Annotated in this window: 15 protein-coding genes, 1 tRNA gene and 1 riboswitch; of the genes, 12 read left to right on the forward strand and 4 right to left on the reverse strand. The window is 74.0% G+C overall.

Annotated elements, in window-relative coordinates; all coding sequences use genetic code 11:
• The first annotated feature begins 93 nt into the window (after window positions 1-93).
• From IH44_RS0112775 to IH44_RS49090, 3 genes are all read left to right on the forward strand, one after another.
• The gene (locus tag IH44_RS0112775; protein ID WP_051816828.1) at window positions 94-1449 is read left to right on the forward strand and encodes a S8 family serine peptidase; all 1356 of its coding nucleotides are present in this window, start codon (window positions 94-96) and stop codon (window positions 1447-1449) included.
• A gap of 114 nt (window positions 1450-1563) precedes the next feature.
• Window positions 1564-1887, forward strand: coding sequence for a hypothetical protein (locus tag IH44_RS0112780; RefSeq protein ID WP_030459622.1), 324 nt, complete (start codon window positions 1564-1566; stop codon window positions 1885-1887).
• 7 nt (window positions 1888-1894) lie between these two features.
• Window positions 1895-3418, forward strand: coding sequence for a WXG100 family type VII secretion target (locus IH44_RS49090; protein ID WP_030459623.1), 1524 nt, complete (start codon window positions 1895-1897; stop codon window positions 3416-3418).
• An 80-nt stretch (window positions 3419-3498) separates the two neighbouring features.
• Here IH44_RS49090 and IH44_RS0112790 read toward each other — a convergent pair whose 3' ends face one another.
• The gene (locus IH44_RS0112790; RefSeq protein ID WP_030459624.1) at window positions 3499-4218 is read right to left on the reverse strand and encodes a DUF427 domain-containing protein; all 720 of its coding nucleotides are present in this window, start codon (window positions 4216-4218) and stop codon (window positions 3499-3501) included.
• 157 nt (window positions 4219-4375) lie between these two features.
• Window positions 4376-4450: transfer RNA gene (locus tag IH44_RS0112795), tRNA-Cys, on the reverse strand.
• A 356-nt stretch (window positions 4451-4806) separates the two neighbouring features.
• Window positions 4807-4874: riboswitch (guanidine-III (ykkC-III) riboswitch) on the forward strand.
• A gap of 34 nt (window positions 4875-4908) precedes the next feature.
• Between IH44_RS0112795 and IH44_RS0112800 the strand changes: the two genes are divergently transcribed.
• Together IH44_RS0112800 and IH44_RS0112805 are read left to right on the forward strand one after the other, a co-directional pair.
• Window positions 4909-5223, forward strand: coding sequence for a multidrug efflux SMR transporter (locus tag IH44_RS0112800; protein ID WP_030459625.1), 315 nt, complete (start codon window positions 4909-4911; stop codon window positions 5221-5223).
• A 163-nt stretch (window positions 5224-5386) separates the two neighbouring features.
• On the forward strand, window positions 5387-6832 hold the full coding sequence (locus IH44_RS0112805; protein WP_030459626.1) for an MFS transporter: 1446 nt from the start codon (window positions 5387-5389) through the stop codon (window positions 6830-6832).
• Window positions 6833-6945: 113 nt separating this feature from the next.
• On the opposite strand, the gene IH44_RS0112810 is transcribed toward IH44_RS0112805, so the two are convergent.
• Entirely contained in the window at window positions 6946-8247 is a 1302-nt protein-coding gene (locus IH44_RS0112810; RefSeq protein ID WP_030459627.1) for a hypothetical protein, read from the reverse strand.
• A 357-nt stretch (window positions 8248-8604) separates the two neighbouring features.
• Here IH44_RS0112810 and IH44_RS0112815 point away from each other — a divergent pair, with 357 nt between their 5' ends.
• Window positions 8605-11175 carry a phosphatidylglycerol lysyltransferase domain-containing protein gene (locus tag IH44_RS0112815; protein WP_081966865.1) on the forward strand — a complete coding sequence of 857 codons (2571 nt, stop codon included), beginning with the start codon at window positions 8605-8607 and terminating at the stop codon, window positions 11173-11175.
• Window positions 11176-11215: 40 nt separating this feature from the next.
• Entirely contained in the window at window positions 11216-11836 is a 621-nt protein-coding gene (locus tag IH44_RS0112820) for a class F sortase (protein ID WP_030459629.1), read from the forward strand.
• A gap of 93 nt (window positions 11837-11929) precedes the next feature.
• Here the strand turns inward: IH44_RS0112820 and IH44_RS0112825 are convergent, their stop codons facing one another.
• Window positions 11930-12457: an SsgA family sporulation/cell division regulator gene (locus IH44_RS0112825; RefSeq protein ID WP_035954889.1), complete on the reverse strand. Its 528-nt coding sequence runs from the start codon at window positions 12455-12457 to the stop codon at window positions 11930-11932.
• Window positions 12458-12718: 261 nt separating this feature from the next.
• Between IH44_RS0112825 and IH44_RS46460 the strand changes: the two genes are divergently transcribed.
• From IH44_RS46460 to IH44_RS0112850, 5 genes are all read left to right on the forward strand, one after another.
• Window positions 12719-13660, forward strand: coding sequence for an RNA polymerase sigma factor (locus IH44_RS46460; protein ID WP_198544982.1), 942 nt, complete (start codon window positions 12719-12721; stop codon window positions 13658-13660).
• A gap of 330 nt (window positions 13661-13990) precedes the next feature.
• A complete protein-coding gene (locus IH44_RS0112835; RefSeq protein ID WP_030459632.1) occupies window positions 13991-15814 on the forward strand; it encodes a DEAD/DEAH box helicase in 1824 nt (607 codons plus the stop codon).
• 190 nt (window positions 15815-16004) lie between these two features.
• On the forward strand, window positions 16005-16241 hold the full coding sequence (locus tag IH44_RS0112840) for a TM2 domain-containing protein (protein WP_030459633.1): 237 nt from the start codon (window positions 16005-16007) through the stop codon (window positions 16239-16241).
• A 112-nt stretch (window positions 16242-16353) separates the two neighbouring features.
• A complete protein-coding gene (locus IH44_RS0112845; protein WP_030459634.1) occupies window positions 16354-16731 on the forward strand; it encodes a DUF2752 domain-containing protein in 378 nt (125 codons plus the stop codon).
• Window positions 16732-17084: 353 nt separating this feature from the next.
• Window positions 17085-17735: an IclR family transcriptional regulator gene (locus IH44_RS0112850; RefSeq protein ID WP_030459635.1), complete on the forward strand. Its 651-nt coding sequence runs from the start codon at window positions 17085-17087 to the stop codon at window positions 17733-17735.
• Window positions 17736-17774: the final 39 nt, after the last annotated feature.

Genomic DNA, 17774 nt, shown 5'->3' on the forward strand with positions numbered 1-17774 from the left:
ACGATCGGACCGTCCTGTGTTCCGGGGGCGCTGCGAGAACGAACGGGCTGTCTACTGACGGGGTGTTTGATGAGGCTGGCCAGACTGACAGGTGTGCTCGGCGCGACCGCTCTGACCGCGGGCGTGCTGTTCTCGGGGGCGCCGGTGGCGTCGGCGGACCAGGTGCGGGACGGGCAGTGGGCCAACTCGTACTTCGGGCTGGACAAGGTGTGGTCGGTCAGCAAGGGCGACGGAGTGATCGTCGCGGTGATCGACAGCGGGGTCGACGCGAGCCACTTGGACCTGACGGGGTCGCTCCTGCCCGGGTACGACCCGGAAGGCCAGGGGCGTGAGACCAAGCCGACCGATGAGCACGGGACGGGCATGGCGAGTCTGATCGCCGGTCACGGGCACGGCGACGGCGAGGGGGTGGTCGGTCTCGCGCCCGGGGTCAAGATCCTGCCGGTCTACCGGGGGGAAGGCAACACGATGCCACAGGGCATCAAGTGGGCGGTCGACCACGGTGCCAAGGTCATCAACATCTCCCAGGTCACGACCACGAGTGGACCGGAAGACTTCGTCGAGGCGGTGTCCTACGCCCTCCAGCACAAGGTGCTGGTCGTGGCCGGTTCCGGTAACGACGCCGGCGCGGTCCGCACCCCGGCGAACACCCCAGGTGTGTTGGCGGTCGGTGCCGTGGACAAGAACCAGAAGATCTGGGGGAAGTCGAACTACGGTCCCGAGCTCATGCTGACGGCACCCGGTGTCGGCATTGTGACGGCCGCCCCCGAGACGGTCGGCTCCTGCCGGAACCCGTACTGCATCGGCGACGGGACTTCGGCTGCCACCGCTTATGTCTCTGCCGCGGCGGCCCTGGTGTACGCCAAGTACCCCGACCTCACGGCAGGGCAGGTGGCCAACCGGCTGGTGAAGACCGCTGCCGCTCCGGCAGGTGTCTCCCAACTACCGGACTCCCACTACGGGTACGGGACCATCCAGCCCTACAAGGCCCTGACCGCGAACGTTCCGGCCGGATCCGCGCAGGGCCCCCTGGCTGCCGGTGCTGCTGCTCCTTCCACGGGCGCCGAGACGCCGAAGTCGAACGACTCGGGCGGCGCCGGCGCGGGTACGGGCGGGCTGGGTTCCCCCGAGGCGGTGCCGGGTGTTCAAAAATCGTCGTCGGGATCGCCTTTGCCCTTGATCCTGGGTATCGGTGGTGCCCTGGTCGTGCTGATCGTCGTGGTGACAGTGATCGCCGTGGCCAGTAGCAGGAAGCGAAACCGCGCACAGAACTTCCAGGCCCAGGCCGGTGCCCCGGCTCCGTACGGGGCCGCACCGGGGTGGCCCCCGCAGCAGCAGCCGTACGGTCAGCAGGGTCACCCGGGGCAGCAGCCCCCGCCGCCGTACGGCTACCCGCCGCAGCAGCCGCCTTATAACAACCCGTACCAGGACGGGAACCAATCGCGTTGACGGTGTGTTAGCGCGCCGTCCAAACGCGATACGATCGAACGCTCTGACTGAGACAACCCGTCAGTCAGAGTGCTACCACGGGGAAGTTTCGACACTCCAGGGGGAGAGGGCCTCGTGTCCGACGGATACAGCGTCAACCCTGCAGAGCTGGAGGCAGTCGTCAAACGACTGCGGGCCCTCCAGCAGAACATCAGCACCTGCGGGACCAACACCAAGTACAAGACCGACATCACCCAGGATGCCTTCGGCGGTGACTTCGTCGAGGCCCGGGCACTGTACAGCGCGCACGGGAACATGCAGGCGTTCCTGACCCAGACGATCTCGTCCATCGACGCGCTCATCAACGAGTACGGCGACAAGACCCAGATCGTCCACGACCGCTACGTGGGTCGTGAGGACGACGGTCAGACAACCATGAACCAGATTCAGGCGGGGTGAGTCAGAGATGGCCGAGAGGACGCAGTTCGACAGCTACGCCCTGATCCCGCTCAAGAACATGGTGTCCGGCTCGAATCCCGGGCGGATCAAGGAAGTCGGTCAGCACTGGCAGAACGTCCACGAGGAGCTGACGCAGGCCGCCGCGGACCTGCAGGCGGCGATCGAGCACGCCACCGCGAACTGGACCGGCGCGGCCTCGCAGGGCTTCGCCGCCAAGGGCGGGCAGATCCAGCAGGGCATGGTCAGCACCGCCGCGCACGCGCAGAACACGTCCGTGGCGATGAACTACGCGGCGACCGCGCTCGAGCAGACCAAGTCGACCATGTCGCAGATCAAGGTCCCTAGCTTCATGGACCGGGTCGGCAAGACCTTGAGCGACGGCTTCGCCAGTTCGGACGAGGGGTTCAAGCGTGACCTCGCGTCGGGCATGAACCGGATCGACGCGGTCAACAAGAACGCGCACGACCTGTCCGCCACCGAGGTCGCGCACCAGTACGCGATCGGTGTGATGGAGCACCTGGGCCCGCAGTACACCCAGGCTGCGTCGTACATGGGTGGCAACGAGCAGATCGGTATCGAAGGACCGGTAACGAAGTTCCCGCCGGACCCGCCCACCACGGTTCTGCCGCCCGGCCACACCCCGCCGAGCCTGCCCAACCCGAAGTACCCGAGCGGGGTGCCGCCGCAGGAGCCGCAGCAGCCCCCGACGACGGGGCTGCCCGGGGGGCCGCATCCGACGCAGCCGGTGCATCCGGTGCAGCCGGTGGTTCCGCCGGGGGGGACGTTGCCTCCTGGGGGGACGTTGCCGCCGTTCACTCCGCCGACGTTCACGCCTACGCCGCTGCCGCCTTCGACCGGGATCCTGGGGGTTGACCCGCCGCCTGTGGTGGGGACGCCGCCGGGGTCCGGTGGTGGGCTGCCCGGTGGGGTGGGGACGCTGCCGAGTGGTGGTGGCGGTGGTGTCGGCGGGTCCGGTGGCGGTGGTTACGTGCCGGGTGTCGGCGGTGGCGGTTACCTGCCCGGTGGCGGTGGTCTCGGCGGTGGTGGCCGGGTGTCCGGCGGCGGTGGGCTGTCGGGTGCCGGCGGGGCCGGTGGCAGCCGGGTGTCCGGTGGCTCGGGTGCCGGAGGTGTCGGCCGTGGTGCCGGTGCCGGTGCTGCGGGGGCCGGTGGCTCGGGTGCCGGTGGTGCCCGCGGGGCTGCGGGAGCCGGCGGGATGGGCGGCATGCACGGCGGTGGCGCCGGTGGTGCGCGGGGTGGTGCTGCCGGTGGCAAGGGCGGCAGCGGCCTGGTGCGCAAGGCCGGTGGCACGGTCGGTGGTGCGAAGGCCGGCGGTGCCGGTGGACGGGCGTTCACCGAGGGCGGTTCGGGCATCGGGAAGGGGCGTGCCGGGCAGGCGGGCGCGGCCGGGATGCACGGCGGCTCGGGCAGCGGCGGCAGCAAGAAGAAGAACCAGGGACACCGTCCCGACTACCTGGTCGAGGACGAGGACACCTGGCGCGGTGGCGAGGCCAACCCCGGCGTCATCGAGTAGTCGAACGGGGATGCGGCGGGCGTCGGCGGTGGTCCTGGGGACCGTTGCCGGCGCCCGCCGCCGTTGTGCGCGCGGGGTGGTCAGTCGAGGTGGAGGGTGACCCGGTCGTCGTAGAAGGCGACCAGGCCGGCGATCTTCTGGGACTCGGCGAACGGGGTGGGGTACGTCCAGGCGATGTTCGGGTGGAGGGTGTCGCCGAGGCGGACGGAGAGGTGGTCGGCGGCGCCCTTGTAGGGGCAGTGGGTGGTGCGGGTGCCCGGTTCGAAGAGCGGGAGGACCAGGTCGGTGGGGGCGAGGTAGCAGCGGACGGGCAGGCCGGTCTCGAAGAGCAGGCGCGGGGAGCGGGAGAGCGCCAGCAGGGTGCCGTCGAGTTCGACCCGGACGGTGCGGGAGGAAGCCAGGATGTCGATCCGGGTGTACGGGGAGCGGGCGTGGGTGAAGACCTGCTCGTCCTCCTCGTACCAGGCGTCCATCGCCGCCCAGTCGAAGCGCAGGTGGTCGCGGAGCGCCCCGGCGGGGGCGTCGGGGTACTGGCGGACGGCGTGCTCGGCGGTGCGGCCGTTCGCGGTGAGGTCGAAGACCCGGGCGGTGCCGAGCAGGGGGCGGCTGGAGACCCGGTCGGTGGGGGTGAGCAGGTCGGTGCGGACGTCGGCGGTCGGGAAGTAGTGGACGGGGTGGCGGGGGCGTTCCCAGACCAGCAGGGCGCGGGTGGTGTCGGCCACCGCCAGCCCGCCGAGGTAGGTGCGGATGCGTTTGCCGCAGGGTTCGATCCGCGGCACGGTGCCGTCGCTGGAGGCCATGCCCGGGACAACGGCCGGCGCCGCCCGGGAGTTTCCGGACGGCGGGGGCGGGAACCGGGGGAGCGCAAATCGAAAAGGGAAAATGAAAATGGCGGCGTAATTCACCGGGTGCCCGGCCGGGAATGGCGGGCGCCCGGTGAATTCCGCCGGGGTGGAATGGAGACCATGACGGGAATCGAACCCGTGTAAACCGCTTTGCAGGCGGTTCCCTCAGCCACTCGGGCACATGGTCATGGGGGTGGTGCGAACGGTGCTGGAACGGTGCCGCGAACGGCGCGATCGGGCCCGCGCAGACGTCAGGACGCCTGCGGCACAGGGGAGTTGCGGATCAGGCGCAACAGCGGCAGCGGTGGCCGCGGCGACAGGAGCGGGCGCAGCCGGGACAGGAGGCACAGGTGCGGGGCGCTGCGAGGGCCGCCGTCTTCCTGTTCATCGCCTTCTCCTGTCGTGTGCCGGACCGTGCCGGACTGTGTGGGGCTGCACCGGATGCTTCCTGCGGTCCGGTGAATTCACTATAGCGGGCGGCGGCGGGGCGGAGTCAATGTCCTTTCATGAATTCCGTGTTTCGCCGCTGTGCTACCTTCGGTGGTGAGGCGGCCGTTCGCGGCGCGTCCCGGACGAGGTGCGTCGTACCCGGCACGACAAGACGGCGCGGTAGGTGGTTCGACTACTGCGGAGGAGTCCGTCGTCATGGCTTGGGTGGTTCTGATCGTGGCCGGAGTGCTGGAGACCGTGTGGGCGGTGGCACTGGAGGCGTCCAAGGGGTTCTCGCGGCTGGTGCCGAGCGTCGTGTTCGCGGTCGCGCTGGCGCTGTCGATGGGCGGGCTGGCGTACGCGATGCGGTCGATCCCGCTGGGGACGGGGTACGCGGTGTGGGTCGGCATCGGCGCGGTGGGCACCGCGGTGTACGGGATGGTGGCGATGGGGGACGCGGTGAGCGCGGCCCGGATCACCTGCCTGGTGTTGATCCTGTCCGGGGTGGTCGGACTCAAGGCGCTGCACTGATGCCTCCATCACCTGTACTGCCCGCACTGCCTGCGCCGATGCCCGTACTGCCTGCGGCGATGCCCGCCCCGGTGCGGCGGGGGAGGTCCTAGGCCGCGGGGCGGAGTCCGGTTCCGACCGCAGGTCAGGATCAAACTGCCGCAACGGCACTTACCATGTCGAGGTGACCAGCACCTCCCAGGCCGAAACGGCAGCGCCCCCGCATCCCCTCCTCCCCGGCGACGACGGCACCGGCGGAGTGCTCAGCGGCCCCTGGCGGGCGCTGACCCTCGGCATCGTGTCGGTGGTGCTGCTGCTGGCCTTCGAGGCGACGGCGGTGAACACCGCGATGCCGACGGCCGCCCAGCAGCTCGACGGCATCGGCCTGTACGCCTTCGCGTTCTCCGGGTACTTCACCACCACCCTGCTGGCGATGGTGGTCTCCGGGCAGTGGTGCGACCGCCGCGGCCCGGTCGCCCCGCTGTTCAGCGGCATCGCGGTGTTCGCCGCCGGGCTGGTGACGGCCGGCACGGCGGTGAACATGTGGATGTTCGTCGCGGGCCGGGCGGTCCAGGGCCTGGGCGGCGGGCTGGTGATCGTCGCGCTGTACGTGGTGGTCGGCCGGGCGTTCCCGGAGCGGCTGCGGCCGTCGGTGTTCGCGGCGTTCTCGGCGGCCTGGGTGCTGCCCTCGATCCTCGGCCCGGTGATCTCCGGCGCGGTCACCCAGCACCTCGGCTGGCGCTGGGTGTTCCTCGCGGTGCCTGTGCTGGTGCTGCTGCCGCTCGCGGTGATGGGGCCGGCGCTGCGCCGCTCGGAGCGGTCCCAGCCGCCGGTGCGGGCGGGCCGGTACGACTGGCGGCGCACCCGGGACGCGGCGATGGTCGCGGTCGGTGCGGCGCTGCTGCAGTACGCGGGCCAGCGGCTGGACGCCTGGGCGCCGCTGCCGGCCGTGGCCGGGCTCGTGCTGATGGGCCCGGCGGTGCTGCGGCTGCTGCCGCGCGGCACGCTGCGGGCGGCGCGCGGGCTGCCGACGGTGATGCTGCTGCGCGGGGTCGCGGCGGGTGCGTTCTTCGCGTCGGAGCTGTTCATCCCGCTGATGATGCAGACCCAGCGCGGGCTGTCGGTGACGATGGCGGGCCTGACGCTGGCGCCGGGCGGGCTGTCCTGGGCGTTCGGGTCCTGGCTGCAGGGGCGGCCGGGTGCGGACCGGCACCGGGCGGCGCTGATTCGGGCCGGTTTCGTGGCGACGGCGGTGGCGGTCGGCGGGGCGGCGCTGGTGCTGTTCCCGGCGGTGCCGGTGTGGGTGACGGCGGTGTTCTGGGCGGTCGGCGGCGCCGGGATGGGCCTGGCGATCGCCAGCATCAGCGTGCTGATGATGAAGCTGTCCGAGCCGGAGGAGACCGGCGGCAACTCGGCGGCCCTGCAGCTCAGCGACGCGCTGGGCAACGTGCTGCTGACCGGCCTGGCGGGCGTCCTGTTCGCGGCCCTGGGCGGCGGCGCGGTGGGCACGGCGGCGGACGGCGGGGCGCTGCCGGCGGGGGCGTTCGCCGCGGTGTTCCTGACCATGCCGGCGGTCGCGCTGGTCGGCGCGGTCCTGTCGGGGCGGGCGACGGCGAAGGCCGCGGCCTGACGGACGGCTCCGGCCGGGCCGCGCCCGGGCGGGGAGCGCGGCCCGGCCGGAGCCGGGGGCCGGGGTGGAGCCGAGGGCCGGGGTGGAGCCGAGGGCCGGGGGTGGGGCCGGGGCTACTTGCCGCCCGCCACCGCCGGGACGGACGGGGAGGCCGCGCCCTTGGCCGGGGTGCCGGACCCGCCGAGGTAGGCGTTCCAGCCCTCCTTCGGGGCCTGGCCCGGGGGGAGGGCCTGGAGCTTCTTGAGCACCGCCGGGTCCTGGGCCTCCAGCCATTCGACGAGCTGCCGGAAGGAGACCATCCGGACCTCGGGCTTGTCGGCGATTTGCTTGAGGGTCTCCTCGACGGCGTTCATGTAGATGCCGCCGTTCCACTGCTCGAAGTGGTTGCCGATGATGAACGGCGCCCGGTTGCCGTTGTAGGCGCGGTCGAAGCCGGCCAGGTACGAGTCGCGGGCCTGGGTCTGCCAGAACGCCTGCTTGCCGGGGTCGCCCTTGGTGTTGTCGCCGGACTGGTTGTACATGATGTTGTAGTCCATCGAGAGCACCTGGAAGGTGTGCCCGGGGAACGGGATGGACTGCAGCGGCATGTCCCACAGCGCGCCGCCGGCGAACTTCTGCGGCCACATCTGCAGGCCGCCGGGGCCCGAGCTGTCGTACTTCCAGCCGCGCTTGACGGCGGTGGGGAGCAGGCCGCGCTGGCCCTCCAGACAGGGGGTGCGGCCGCCGATCAGCTCCTTGCGGTAGTCGAAGGGCAGCGCGGGGAGCTCGGTGTTGCCGGTGTTGGTGCGCCAGTTCATGACGAAGTCCATGGCCTGCTGGATCTCGCTGTCCCAGTCCTCGGGGGACCACTTGCCGCCGCCGTTGGCGCCGCAGAAGTGGCCGTTGAAGTGGGTGCCGATCTCGTGGCCGTCCAGCCAGGCGGCGCTGACCTGCTCGATGGTGGCGCGGATGTGCTGGTCGCTGAGGTAGCCGATGTCGGAGGCGCCGATCGAGTGCTGCGGGGGGTGGTACAGGGTCTTCTTCGACTCGGGCAGGGTGTAGATGCCGCTGAGGAAGAAGGTCATGGTGGCGTCGTGTTCCTTGGCGAGCTTCCGGAACCGGCTGAACAGCTGGTTGTCGAGCTCGCCGGCGCCGTCCCAGGAGAAGACCACGAACTGCGGGGGCCGCTGGCCGGCCTCCAGCGGGACGGCCTGCGGCTGGTGGGGCTGCGGGCCGGTGTCGGAGGTGGAGCCGTCGCCGATCAGGGTGGCGGGGGGCTTGGGGACGGCGCTGGGGCTGCCGTTCGCGGCGAGGCCGTCGGCCTGCGCGGGCGGGGCGGAGCCCCCGCTCCCGGAGGTGCTGGCGCAGCCGGCGGCCAGGGTGGCGGCGGTCGCCGCACCGGCGGCCAGCAGCGTCCTGCGGGAGAGGGCGTCCATGTCTCACATCCGTTCACCAGGGAGTCAGGGGAAGTCACCGGCCGGATGAACGGTCCATCAGATGAAATGGAGAGATGCGTCGTCCGGGGGAGTCGGCCTCAGCATGGCACGCGTCCGGGCGCCGCGCCGGTAAGCACGCCCCCGGTACGGATGACCGGGGGACGCCACGCCGGGACGCTCACCTGTTCGGCGCACCGGGCCGGGGCGGCGGCGGGGCCGGGGAGTTGACTGGACGTCAGGGCGACCGGCGCACGGCCCGGCCCGCCCGTACCGTCCGACGCACCCAGCCCGCCCGACGCACCCGCCGGCGCACCCCGCCGCCCGACGCACCCGCAGACACGGAGGTCGCACCCGCCGATGTGGCAGCCGCTGATCGACGCCTACCGCGACCGGATCGTCGACACCGGACGGGAGCCGCTGTTCCTGCTGCTGCTCGGCCTGGTGCTGTCGTTCCTGTTCATCCGGCTCAGCACCCGGATGATCCGGGCCCGGGTCCGCTGGTGGCCGGGCAACGTGGCCCCGGGCGGGCTGCACATCCACCACGTGGTGTTCGGCCAGACCCTGCTGCTGGTCTGCGGGGTCGCCGCGTTCGCGGTGCGCGGCGACGGCGGCGACTGGTGGAACCTGCTCGGCTTCGGGTTCGGCGTCGGCGCGGGCCTGGTGCTGGACGAGTTCGCGCTGGTGCTGCACCTCAAGGATGTCTACTGGTCCACCCAGGGCCGCACCTCGGTGGACGCCGTGATGCTGGCCGCCGCGACGATCGGACTGCTGCTGGTCGGCGAACTCCCGCTCGGCGGCTTCGCCCGGCACCCCGACGGGCCGACCCTGGCCGGGGCGGCCGTGCTGCTGGCGCTGGTCGTGGTCAGCCTGCTCAAGGGCAAGACCTGGACCGGGCTGCTGGGCATCATGCTCTGGCCGCTGGCCCTGGTCGGCGCCGTCCGCCTCGCCCGCCCCGCCAGCCCGTGGGCCCGCTGGCGCTACCGCTCCCGCCCCCGCCGGCTGGCCCGCGCCGAGCGCCGCGAGGACCGGATCCACCGCCGCCTGGTCGCCGTCAAGACCGCCGCGTACGACCTGGTGGCCGGCACCCCCGACGCCGACCCGGAGGCCCCGCCGGAAGCCGCGGCGCCGGAGCCCGCGCCCGTCGATCCGGTGCCCGCCGAGCCGGTGCCCGGGCGGCCGCCCGCGCGCTGGCGGCTGCGCTGCGCCGCGGCGGCCCGCTGGTACCTGCGGATCGCCACCCTGCTGAACCTGCTCGGCGCGCTGGTCGCCCCCTTCCGAGCCCAGGTCGAACGGGCCGACCGGGGCGAGTACTTCACCCCCGTGCTGGTCACCTCCGGCTTCACCACCGCGCTGCTGACCGGGCTGCTCGCGGTGATGCTGCGCCGCCGCAAGCGGGCCGCCTGGATCGCCGCGCTGGCCGTCACCGCCGTGCACGCCGCCGTCTACGCCCTGGCGCTGGCCTTCCCCGAGTACCGCGCCCACCCGTTCAACTGGGTCTCCGCCGCCCTCACCCTGGCGCTGCTGCTGGCCCTGCTGGCCGCCCGCCCGGTGTTCCGGGTCCGCGGCGGGCGGGGCAACCTGCCGCTGGCCGCCGCCGTGCTGCTGCTCGGCGGCGCGCTGCTGACCGGCCTGGGCGCCGTCGCCGTCCGGCTCGCGCACACCGACGGGGTGCCCGGCTGGGGCGAGGCCGCCCGGTACGCGGTGCTGCGGCTGGTCACCGTCTCCGGCGTGCTCCGGGTCACCGACGTGGACGTGCCGGGCTGGGTCGACCTCGGCCTCAACCTGCTGGCCACCGCCCTGCTGCTGCTCACCCTGCGGATCCTGCTGCGCTCCGCGCACGGCGCCGAGGGACAGGGCCCCGAGGACGAACGGGCGCTGCGCGCCCTGCTGGAGCGGCACGGCGGACGCGACTCGCTCGGCTACTTCGCGCTGCGCCGCGACAAGTCGGTGTGCTTCTCGCCCAGCGGCAAGGCCGCCGTCGCCTACCGGGTGGTCAACGGGGTGGCGCTGGCCTCCGGCGACCCGGTCGGCGACCCGGAGGCCTGGCCGCAGGCGATCGAGGAGTGGCTGCGCCGGGCCCGCGCGCACGCCTGGATCCCCGCCGTCACCGGCGCCGGCGAGCGCGGCGGCACCGTCTACGTCCGGACCGCCGGGCTGCGCGCCCTGCACCTGGGCGACGAGGCGGTGGTCGCCGCGGCCGGCTTCACCCTGGAGGGCCGGGAGATGCGCGGTCTGCGGCAGACCTGCCGCCGGCTGGCCCGGGCCGGGTACACGGTCGTGGTCCGCCGCCACCGGGACGTCCCCGCCGAGGAGTTCGCCGACCTGGTCCGGCTCGCCGACGCCTGGCGGCACGGCCGCACCGAACGCGGCTTCTCGATGGCGCTGGGCCGGCTCGGCGACCCCGCGGACGGCGACTGCCTGCTTGCCGAGTGCCGCGACGGGGCCGGGCGGACGGCCGCGCTGCTCTCCTTCGTCCCCTGGGGCGCGGACGGCCTCTCGCTCGACCTGATGCGCCGCGACCGGGAGTCCGACAACGGCCTGGTCGAGTACACCGTCGCCGAACTGCTGCGCCGCGCTGGGGAGTTCGGGACGGCCCGGGTGTCGCTGAACTTCGCCATGTTCCGCGAGGCGTTCGAGCCGCGGCTGGGCGCGGGCCCGGTGCTGCGGCTGTGGCGCGGGGTGCTGCGGTTCCTGTCCCGCTGGTGGCAGCTGGAGTCGCTGTACCGGGCGAACGCCCGCTACCGGCCGGTCTGGGAGCCGCGCTACGTGCTGTACGAGAAGCCCTCCGAGCTGCCCGCGATCGGCCTGGCCACCGCGCTGGCCGAGGGCTTCCTGACCAGGCCCCGGCTGCGGCGCGGCCGCCGCCGCGCTGACGGCGCGTCACCCGGACAGAACCCACCGGGTGCCCGGGCCCCGGCACCCGGGTGAACTGGGCGGGCCGGAGTCGGCGGAGGACGGAGGGCGTGCGGTGGGCGAGCGGACGTGGACCGGGGCGGTGGCGGCCGCAGGAGCCGTCGTCGCGGGCGCCTGGCTGCTGAACGGCGGCCTGACCGGCACCCTGCCGCCGGCGCCGGCCGCCGCGCAGGCGTACGACGGCACCCCGGTCGGCCCGGCCGTCCCCGCGCTGCCGCCCTCGCCGCCGGTGCGGGTGCGGATCCCGGTGCTCGGGGTGGACGCGCCGGTGGCCCGGCTCGCCCTGGACGGCGAGGGCCGGCTGCAGCCGCCGCCGGAGGAGGACCGCAACCTGGCCGGCTGGTACCGGGACGGCGCCGCGCCCGGCTCCAGCGGGGCGGCGGTGCTGGCCGGGCACGTCGACAACGCGCACGGCCCGGCGGTGTTCTACCGGCTGGGCTCGCTGCGCAAGGGCGACCAGCTGGAGGTCGCCCGGGCGGACGGGGCGGCCGCCTGGTTCCAGGTCGACGGGGTCGAGGTCTACCCGAAGAGCGGGTTCCCCGACCGCAAGGTGTACGCGGCCACCCCCGACGCCCAGCTGCGGCTGATCACCTGCGGCGGCGGCTTCACCCGGGAGGGCGGCTACGACGGGAACGTGGTGGTCTACGCCCACCTGGTCCGCACCCAGCGGGCCTGAGCGGGCGGGGGAGTCGCGCGGCCGGGAGCCGTCGGGCCCGAGCGGCCGCCGTCCTGACGGTGCGTGAGGGCGCGCCGCCAGGACGGCGGCCGGTCAGGCCAGCAGCTCGGCGAGCGCCCGGTCGCAGTCCAGGTGGCTCAGCTCCCGGCCCTCGGGCACCGCCAGGTAGCTGTGCCACAGGAAGCGGCGCAGGTCGGCCCGGTCGAACTGGAGCAGCGCGACGCCCTCGGGGGAGCGCAGCTCGACCACGGTGCGGGTGCCGAGCGCGGGGCGGACGTGGACGTCGCCCTCGCCGCTGGGCAGGTCCAGCCCGGCGGCCAGCAGCTGGCGGGCGAACACCCACTCGACCCCGTCGGCCGGCCCGGGGGACGGCTCGGGGGACGGCTCGGCGGGCAGGTCGGCGTACGGGTCGGCCGGGTCGCCGTACTGGTCGCCGTACGGGTCGGCCGGGTCGTCCAGCGGGTCGGGCTCCAGGGCGTACTCGGCGGGGAAGACCATCCGGACCGCCAGTGGGTCGTCGGCCCGGTAGTGCAGGGTCACCCGCAGCAGCGCGGAGCGGTGGGTGCTGACGATCAGCCGGGCGTGCGTGGTGTGCTCGACCGGCGCGGGCGCTGCGGACACGGCGGTTCCTCCCGAAGGTGCGTGCTGGTACGGGTGCGACCGGTGTCGCTCCCCGGTGAGGAAGAGTCGGGAAGGGCGGAAGGGATTACACCGGTTCCGGCCCCTCCTTCAGTGATCTGCGTCACACCCGGGTGGACCAACCCGGGTATTCCGGGCCGCCGGTCCGCGCCCCCCCATGGGCAGCGGCGGGCCCGCCGGGCAGGATCGCGGGAGCCGCCCGGGCCGCCGTGGACCGCCCGTCCGGCGACCCCGGGGAGGGCCGTGACCATCGAGGAACGAGTGCGGACGGCCGGGCGGGCCCCGCTCGCCGTGTACACCGAGCTGTACCGGCGCCACCACCCCGGCCTGCTGCGGTACGCCCGCGGCCTGACCGGCGGCGACCCCTGGCGGGCCGAGGACCTGGTGGCCGAGGCGCACCTGCGGGTGTGGCGGCGGCTCGCCGCCGGGCACCGGATCGAGGACCCGCGGGCCTACCTGGCCGCCACCGTCCGGCACCTGGCGGCCGCGCCGGTGCGCGAACGGGCCGCCGGGACGCTGCCCGAGCGGGGCGGCGGGGAGGCCGCCGACCCGGCGCCCCGGGTGGCCGAGACCGACCGGATGCGCGGCCTGCTCGCCCAACTGCCCGCGCGCTGGGCCCGGGCGCTGTGGCTCTCCGAGGTCGAGGGACTGCCGCCCGGCGAGGTCGGCGACCGGCTCGGGCTGGGCCGGGGCGCCGCCGCCGTCCTGCTGCACCGGGCCCGGGAGGGACTGCGGCTGGCCTACCTGCGGGCCTACCCCGGCGCCCCGCGCGACCCCGGCTGCGCCGCGCACTGGGCGGCGCTCGCCGGGCAGGCCCGCGGCCGGGCCGGGCGGCGGGTCCGGCGGCACCTGGCGGACTGCGCCGACTGCCGGGGCCGCCTCGTGCTGCTGCGCCGGGTCAACCTCCGGCTGGCCGGGGCGGCGGCGCTGCTGGCCGCGCTGCTGCTGTCCCCGTTCGACGGCCCGGAGCGGCGGATCGAGGCCGCGGCGGGCTGTGAGGTGCGCCCCCGGGTCGCCGGCCGGGAGGACGACCGGTCCGCTGCCCGGACCGCGCTGCGCGACACCTCCGACCGCGCGGTCTCCGGTTGGACGCCGCGCCGGCCGCTGCCGGTCGGCGCGCACCCGGCGGCGGCCCGGCCGGGCACCGGCGAAGGGCGCGAGGGGTCCGCGGAGGCCCGCGGGTAGGCGGGCCGCGACGGCGCGGCCGGAGCGCGGCGCCGCCGCCCGGCGGGCCCGCGGCGGCCGGTTCCCCCGGCGGCCGGACGCATCCGCGGCCGGTGCCGGAGGCGGCTGCCCCGGACGCCCGGCCGGGCCGTGTGCAGGTCCGGTGACGAGCGCCCGGCCGCAGTGGGACGCACGCCACAGGGGCGTGCCGCGGCGGCCGACCGGGCTCCGGGAGGGGCTAGGCTGGGCGGGTTCCACGACCGCCCGCCGCCCGCGGGGGAAGGGCCGTACATGGGCCCTGACCTGCGACGACCCTGTTCGGAGACCGTGACTACCGCCGCCTCCTCCTCGATGGCCCCGCTGTTCTCGCACGCCGACAGCACCCACCCCCGCCCGAGTGGCACCTCCGCCGCCGCGCACCTCTCCCCGGCCTTCCCGGGCCGCGCCCCCTGGGGCACCGCGGCCAGCCTGCGGGCCTGGCAGCAGGGGGCGCTGGACCAGTACATCGAGAAGCAGCCCCGGGACTTCCTGGCAGTCGCCACCCCGGGCGCCGGCAAGACCACCTTCGCCCTGACCCTGGCGTCCTACCTGCTGCACAACCACCTGGTGCAGCAGGTCACCGTGGTCGCGCCCACCGAGCACCTGAAGAAGCAGTGGGCCGAGGCCGCCGCCCGGATAGGGATCCGGCTCGACCCGGCGTACTCCTCGGGCCCGCTGTCCAAGGACTACCAGGGCATCGTGATCACGTACGCGGGCGTCGGGGTCAACCCGATGCTGCACCGCAACCGGACCGAGGCCCGCAAGACGCTGGTGATCATGGACGAGATCCACCACGCCGGCGACTCCAAGTCCTGGGGCGAGGCCTGCTTCGAGGCGTTCGAGCCGGCCACCCGCCGGCTCGCCCTCACCGGCACCCCGTTCCGCTCCGACACCAACCCGATCCCGTTCGTCCAGTACGAGGCGGGCAGCGACGGCATCCGCAAGTCGATCGCCGACTACACCTACGGCTACGGGCACGCGCTGGCCGACCACGTGGTCCGCCCGGTGATCTTCCTCAGCTACTCCGGCAACATGCGCTGGCGCACCAAGGCCGGCGACGAGCTGGAGGCCCGGCTCGGCGAGCCGATGACCAAGGACCTGATCGCCCAGGCCTGGCGCACCGCGCTCGCCCCGCAGGGCGAGTGGATCCCGGCGGTGCTGCAGGCCGCCGACCGGCGGCTGACCGAGGTCCGCAAGGGCATCCCGGACGCGGGCGGCCTGGTGATCGCCACCGACCAGACGGTGGCCCGCGCGTACGCCAAGCTGCTGCGCGAGATCACCGGCGAGAAGGTCGCGCTGGTGCTCTCCGACGAGGCCGAGGCCTCCCAGCGGATCTCCGACTACGCCGAGGGCACCTCGCGCTGGATGGTGGCCGTCCGGATGGTGTCCGAGGGCGTCGACGTGCCCCGGCTGTGCGTCGGCGTGTACGCCACCTCGATCTCCACGCCGCTGTTCTTCGCCCAGGCCGTCGGCCGCTTCGTGCGCGCCCGCAAGCGCGGCGAGACCGCCTCGGTGTTCCTGCCGACCATCCCGATGCTGCTCGGCTTCGCCAACGAGATGGAGCTGCAGCGCGACCACGTCCTGGACCGGCCCAAGAAGGAGGGCGAGGGCCTGTTCGACGAGGAGGACCGGCTGCTCGCCGAGGCCGAGAAGGCCAACGACGGGGCGGACACCGGCACCGAGGAGTTCTCCTACGAGGCGCTGGGCAGCGACGCGGTCTTCGACCGGGTGCTGTACAACGCCATGGAGTTCGGCATGCAGGCGCACCCCGGCAGCGAGGAGGAGGAGGACTACCTCGGCATCCCGGGCCTGCTCGAACCCGACCAGGTGCAGATGCTGCTGCAGAAACGTCAGCACCGGCAGATCCAGCGCTCCAAGGCCAAGCCCGCCGAGGAGGCCGACCTGCTCGAACTCCCGGCCGACGAACGCCCGGTGGTGACCCACCAGGAGCTGCGCGAGCTGCGCAAGGAGCTGAACGCGCTGGTCGCCGCCTGGCACCACCGCACCGAGCAGCCGCACGGCACCATCCACAACGAGCTGCGCCGGCAGTGCGGCGGGCCGCTCACCGCGCAGGCCACCGCCAACCAGTTGAAGGCGCGGATCGGCCGGATCCGGGAGTGGGCCACCCAGGGCTGACGGGTCGTCGGCTCCACACCTTCAACACTTGGCAAAGGGAATGTGGAGACATGTGATCGCATGATCCGCTAATCTGCGGCGTGCCGGTGCTGGGGGGACACCACACATGGGGACGCCTCGGCATGCGGTCACACCTGTCGGCGCCGCCGTCCACGCGGCCTGCCGGCCCGCAACCCCTGAGGAGCACCCCGTGGCGTACCCCGCCCAGAACCCCGAGCTGTCCGACAAGTCGAAGCTCGTCGCCGGCCTGCTGCAGATCTTCCTCGGCGGCCTCGGCATCGGCCGCTTCTACACCGGCCACGTCGGCATGGGCGTCGCCCAGCTGCTCACCTGCGGCGGCTTCGGCCTCTGGGCGCTGATCGACGGCATCATCTTCCTGGTCAGCGACACCCGCACCGACGCGCAGGGCCGCCTGCTGCGCCCCTGACGTGCCCACCGAACCGGCCGGCCGGCACCCCCGTCCCGCGGACGACCGCGACGGGGGCGCCGGCCGTCGGCCGTCCACCGGCCCGCCCCGCCCGCCGCGCCGCTCCCCGGCCCTGCTGCGCCACCCCGCGGCCGGCCCGCTCGGCCTGCTCGCCGCGGGCCTGGCCGGCGCGGCGTACCTCTACTCGCGCGACCCGCACCGGTCGGGCCAGGTGCTGCCGTTCTGCCCGTGGCGTCGCCTGACCGGCCTGCAGTGCCCTGGTTGCGGCGGCACCCGGATGGCGTACGACCTCCTGCACGGCGACCTCGCCGCCGCCTGGCACGACAACGCCGCGCTGCTGCTGGCCCTGCCGTTCGTCGCCGCCTGGTTCGCGGTGCGGCTGCGGCACGGGCTGGCCGGGCGGCACTGGCGGCTGCGGATGGGCCCGCGCGCCGTGGCCGCGCTGCTCGTCGGCGCGGTGCTCTGGACGGTCGGCCGCAACCTGTTCTGAGCCGCCCGGCCGCCGGACCCGCCGACCCGGCGGCGCACTGATATCGGACGCTTGAGTGCTTGCGGCGCGAGTTATGAGTGCCTTATCCGATTTTTCATCACGACTTTCCATCGATGCTGCCCGAATTTTGGACAACCACTTCCACCGGGCGGCCCCGTTCATTAGCGTCTCCCCACAATCGTCCGGGACCCACCCATCAGCCCGGACGGGTACCGCGGAGCCCCGCGTCCCGTCGACGTCGCCGAGGCCGGACTCCCGCGCCGGACACCCTTCCTGCGCGCGACCAATTCCGGTGCGGCTCACGGCAGTTCTGTCGTAGGGTCGGACTTGCCGCGGAAAGGACCTGGCGCCTCGTGACTGCTGAGACTTCCCAGACCCTGGACAGAGGTGTCCGGGTACTGAAACTGCTGGCCGACTCCGAACGCGGGCTGACGGTGACCGAGCTGGCCGCCCGGCTCGCCGTCAACCGCACGGTGGTCTACCGCCTGCTCGCCACCCTGGAACAGCACGGCCTGGTCCGCCGGGACATCGGCGGCCGCGCCCGGGTCGGCCTCGGGGTGCTCCGGCTCGCCCACCGGGTCCACCCGCTGCTGCGCGAGGCCGCGCTGCCCGCGCTGCGCTCGCTCGCCGAGGACCTGGGCGCCACCGCTCACCTCACCCTGGTCGACGGCAACGAGGCGCTCGCCGTCGCCGTGGTCGAACCGACCTGGACGGACTTCCACGTCGCCTACCGCACCGGCCTGCGGCACCCGCTCTCCGAGAGCGCGGCCGGCCGGGCCATCCTGGAGGCCCGCAGCTTCCCCGGCCAGCGCCGCCCCGAGCAGGGCTGCGTGATCACCCGGGCCGAGGAGCAGTCCGGGGCCAGCGGCGCGGCCGCCGCGCTGATCGGCCTCAGCGGCATCGAGGGCAGCGTCGGCGTGGTGATGCTCAACGGCCTGGTGCCCGAGCGGGTCGGCCCGCGGGTGGTCGAGGCCGCCACCGAGGTCGCCGACGCGCTGCGCTGAACCCGCCGGCCCCGGGACGCCCCGGGGCCCCCGGCCGAT

Source organism: Kitasatospora sp. NRRL B-11411 (genome assembly GCF_000721345.1).
GTDB classification, from domain to species: domain Bacteria; phylum Actinomycetota; class Actinomycetes; order Streptomycetales; family Streptomycetaceae; genus Kitasatospora; species Kitasatospora cineracea.

Coding starts and splice junctions, on each gene's coding strand:
- IH44_RS0112810 (WP_030459627.1), bottom strand. CDS start 8,247: ATGGACGCCCTCTCCCGCAGGACGCTGCTGGCCGCCGGTGCGGCGACC.
- IH44_RS49090 (WP_030459623.1), top strand. CDS start 1,895: ATGGCCGAGAGGACGCAGTTCGACAGCTACGCCCTGATCCCGCTCAAG.
- IH44_RS0112800 (WP_030459625.1), top strand. CDS start 4,909: ATGGCTTGGGTGGTTCTGATCGTGGCCGGAGTGCTGGAGACCGTGTGG.
- IH44_RS0112815 (WP_081966865.1), top strand. CDS start 8,605: ATGTGGCAGCCGCTGATCGACGCCTACCGCGACCGGATCGTCGACACC.
- IH44_RS0112835 (WP_030459632.1), top strand. CDS start 13,991: ATGGCCCCGCTGTTCTCGCACGCCGACAGCACCCACCCCCGCCCGAGT.
- IH44_RS0112790 (WP_030459624.1), bottom strand. CDS start 4,218: ATGGCCTCCAGCGACGGCACCGTGCCGCGGATCGAACCCTGCGGCAAA.